A 2,062-nucleotide genomic window follows, 5' to 3' on the forward strand; every position below is an offset into this window, starting at 1 on the left:
ATGGGGCGTCGGCTCTCGTAGGACGCGATGACCACTCGCGCGCGAAATTCAGGGGCGTGCCAGCGGCGGCGATCCGAAACGATCTCGATCCGCGAGGCGCCCGCCAGCCTGTCCCGCTCGCCTGTCTCTCTACCGCTCCTTTGGAGCCTCTCTGCGGTACTACCTGCGACACTCGCAGGTAGTACCGTGTCCCTATCTCTTAAATCGCTCATGCTTCATAGCTGAACCAGACCAGAAGTATTCAGCAAGGCGTCAGTCGCCGGAAGCTTACCTTCGGACGCATTCGAGTTCGCGCTCAACTTCCCGGACGCGAGATGTACGTTCAACGCTCCTTCGGATGCTATTGTATCTTGCTCGCCCGAAGTCAGTTTGATGCCGGTTAAAACACCGTTAGGCTCAACTTGGGCAAGATAGGAAATCAACCTATCTCGGTCTGCGTAGAGAACATCACAGAGAAATTCTGTGTCTGGTGATTCGTCCGCCAAGTTCACGATCCTCTTTGATTCGCTTAGACCTTTTTTCTAGGCGATCAGAGGATTCTTTCAATCCGTCAGCAATGCTTACCAGACCTTCCTTGAGCGGGTCGTTTTTACCCTTCCCCACCCCGAGGGCTTTCTTCATGCTATCAACGAAACGCGCTACAGACATCTTTCCCTCCCTCGGTTCAGGTTGCAGACAGTGAACGCCTCACGGCGATCCGGGTTGAATCCTACCTACCGTTATTAATCTTGACAACGGGACCAAAACGGGATCGCAAGCAAGCGATTGCTCGTAGCGCCGAGTTGATCGGCGAGGAAAGGAGCTGCCCGGTTGGGTGGATCCTTTCAATTGCAGCGTTGGGGTTGGCCGGTAAAATCCGAACAGCTTGCATCGTCCGAGAGATTGTCCCAGATAACATCAAAGAAGGGATTGGGCTGATCTGACATGAAGTAGCCTGCGCTGAATGGCGACTTAATCGCTTGTTCGGCGCGGGCCTTGACGTGGTGGGTGTCGCCTACCGCGTCATAATACACGGTCACTTCGCCATAATAGGAGCCATTTCCCACATTCCAATCATCATAATGGCACATGGTCCCATCGAGCGAACAATCTCCAGGAGCCTTCAATATTTCCTGCACCTGCCTTCGGGTTACACCCTCAAGTGATGTGATTGTTTTCTCGTCTAGATTGGCACAAGTGAATCCCGTGCGCGTTGGCCAACCATTTTTAGGAAGCGGACACGCGGTTTTCGGTGCAACTTCCTCATCCTGCGCCTATGCCGGAAACGCAGTCATAAGCCCGAGCATGAAGATCCACCTCCACATCATATTTCCTTTCCGACGGTTACCTTTATCTCCCTATGGCCCGTCCCGACACCTGAACATCCTTCTTTGGGTCTGCGGCGGTTCCGGTTGCCCGGAACTCTTGTCTCGCTTGCTTAAACTCCACATCCTGAACGGCAGATGCCAATTCGCGGCCATTTGGCATCATTACCACGATTTGGGCCGTCCCAACACGGCGGTTTCACTGATCGTGCCTTGAGGATATTGCGTGGCGGAAATGCGGTTAGCTGCTAATTGTCTTCCTATTCATATTTACTGCCTCTCAAACAACCCTAATTCCAAAGCTGAATCATTCATAATCAGAACAACATTGTCTTGTGGACGGACAAGGCATTTTTCATTGAAAATCCCCATCAATACCTGCCTTGTTTCATCTGAAATCCCAGATGGCACGTTTGCTTTTTGGATAATTTGACTCCAAAAAGTTCTATTGTGCTGCACTTCTCGCGCATCGGCTGGAGCATGATGCACAACGAAGTTACGCACCTGCCCGCATGAAGCATCATCCCCCAAACCACTGCTTAAAAGATCACTACTCAGGCTCGGATGAGAGAAACAAATCCATCCCATCCCGGCTAAAGCACCTGCTATTAGGTATCTCCGACGCATTTCATACCCCTGTCCTACATGAGCGCGTTTAAGAGCCCGATCCGAAAGTTTTTCAAGCTTGACAATGCCTTGCTGTCCGTCGTGTGAGCATGCGGATCGAGGCGATCAATGTCCATGCGGTTGAGGACGCA

Annotated in this window: 3 protein-coding genes; all 3 read right to left on the reverse strand. The window is 51.9% G+C overall.

Going from position 1 to position 2,062, the window contains the following annotated elements; translation table 11 throughout:
* Nucleotides 1–447: 447 nt before the first annotated feature.
* The 3 genes from CFR80_RS19120 to CFR80_RS19130 all read right to left on the reverse strand — a co-directional run bounded on the left by CFR80_RS19120 (nt 448) and on the right by CFR80_RS19130 (nt 1,892).
* Nucleotides 448–648, reverse strand: coding sequence for a hypothetical protein (locus tag CFR80_RS19120; RefSeq protein WP_146221710.1), 201 nt, complete (start codon nt 646–648; stop codon nt 448–450).
* A gap of 176 nt (nt 649–824) precedes the next feature.
* The gene (locus CFR80_RS19125; RefSeq protein ID WP_146221711.1) at nt 825–1,106 is read right to left on the reverse strand and encodes a hypothetical protein; all 282 of its coding nucleotides are present in this window, start codon (nt 1,104–1,106) and stop codon (nt 825–827) included.
* A gap of 468 nt (nt 1,107–1,574) precedes the next feature.
* The gene (locus CFR80_RS19130; protein ID WP_146221712.1) at nt 1,575–1,892 is read right to left on the reverse strand and encodes a hypothetical protein; all 318 of its coding nucleotides are present in this window, start codon (nt 1,890–1,892) and stop codon (nt 1,575–1,577) included.
* Between the last annotated feature and the right edge of the window lie 170 nt (nt 1,893–2,062).

This window comes from Komagataeibacter oboediens, assembly GCF_003207815.1.
Lineage (GTDB): Bacteria > Pseudomonadota > Alphaproteobacteria > Acetobacterales > Acetobacteraceae > Komagataeibacter > Komagataeibacter oboediens.

Coding starts and splice junctions, on each gene's coding strand:
- CFR80_RS19130 (WP_146221712.1), bottom strand. CDS start 1,892: ATGGGATGGATTTGTTTCTCTCATCCGAGCCTGAGTAGTGATCTTTTA.
- CFR80_RS19120 (WP_146221710.1), bottom strand. CDS start 648: ATGTCTGTAGCGCGTTTCGTTGATAGCATGAAGAAAGCCCTCGGGGTG.